1 protein-coding gene is annotated in these 1,566 nt (G+C 69.3%); it reads right to left on the bottom strand.

The features are described from left to right. Window positions 1-1,566, bottom strand: a 1,566-nt coding sequence (locus tag AC069T_RS37955) for an acyl-CoA carboxylase subunit beta (protein ID WP_478787082.1), incomplete at both ends; no start/stop codon positions are given.

Raw genomic sequence — 1,566 nt, 5'->3', positions numbered from 1 at the left:
AGAGGGGGATGTTGCCGTGCTTCTTCGGGGGCAGGGACGCCCGCTTGGTCCGCAGCTGGCGCAGGCCCCGTACGACGTGGGCGCGGGTGTCGGACGGCATGATCACACCGTCGATGTAGCCGCGCTCGGCCGCCGTGTACGGGTTGAGGAGAGCGTCCTCGTACTCCTGGATGAGCCGGGCCCGGGTCGCCTCGCCCTCGCCGGCGGCCTCCGCCGCCGCGATGGTGCGACGGTGCAGGATGTTCACCGCGCCCTGCGCGCCCATCACCGCGATCTGCGCGGTGGGCCACGCCAGGTTGAGGTCGGCGCCCAGGTGCTTGGAGCCCATGACGTCGTAGGCGCCGCCGAAGGCCTTGCGGGTGATGACCGTGATCAGCGGGACGGTCGCCTCGGCGTACGCGTAGATGAGCTTGGCGCCGCGGCGGATGATGCCCGTGTGCTCCTGGTCGACGCCCGGCAGGAAGCCCGGCACGTCCACGAAGGTCAGGACGGGGACGTTGAAGGCGTCGCAGGTCCGCACGAACCGCGCGGCCTTCTCGCTCGCGTCGATGTCGAGACAGCCCGCGAACTGCATCGGCTGGTTGGCGACGATGCCCACCGGGTGCCCCTCGACCCGGCCGAAGCCGGTGAGGATGTTCGGCGCGAAGAGCGCCTGCGTCTCGAAGAACTCCGCGTCGTCCAGGACGTGTTCGATCACCGTGTGCATGTCGTACGGCTGGTTCGCGCTGTCCGGCACGATCGTGTCCAGCTCGCGGTCCTCGTCCGTCGGCGTCAGGTCCGCCTCGTCGGGGAAGACGGGCGGCTCGCTGAGGTTGTTGGACGGCAGGTACGACAGCAGCTGCTTGACGTACTCGATGGCGTCCTTCTCGTCGCCCGCCATGTGGTGGGCCACGCCGGACGTCGCGTTGTGCGTACGGGCGCCGCCCAGGTCCTCGAAGCCGACGTCCTCGCCGGTGACGGTCTTGATGACGTCGGGGCCGGTGATGAACATGTGCGAGGTCTGGTCGACCATGACCGTGAAGTCGGTGATGGCCGGCGAGTAGACGGCGCCCCCCGCACAGGGGCCGACGACCAGGCTGATCTGCGGGATGACGCCCGACGCGTGGGTGTTGCGGCGGAAGATCTCGCCGTACATGCCGAGCGCGCTGACACCCTCCTGGATGCGGGCGCCGCCGGAGTCGTTGATGCCGATGACCGGGCAGCCCGTCTTCAGCGCGAAGTCCATGACCTTCATGATCTTCTGCCCGAAGACCTCGCCCAGGGCGCCGCCGAACACGGTGAAGTCCTGCGAGAACACCGCGACGGGGCGGCCGTCGACCGTGCCGTACCCGGTGACGACACCGTCGCCGTACGGGCGGTTGTCCTCCATGCCGAAGTCGGTGGAGCGGTGCCGGGCGAACTCGTCCAGCTCGGTGAACGAACCCTCGTCGAGGAGCAGTTCGATGCGCTCACGCGCCGTCAGCTTTCCCTTGGCGTGCTGCTTCTCGACGGCGCGCTCCGAGCCGGCGTGCGTCGCCTCTTGGATGCGGCGCTGCAGATCCGCGAGCTTGCCCGCGGTGGTGTGGA

Source organism: Streptomyces sp. NPDC043867 (genome assembly GCF_056435845.1).
The sequence above is the reverse complement of the archived record's forward strand: the minus strand, read 5'-3'. Positions and strand labels throughout refer to the sequence as shown.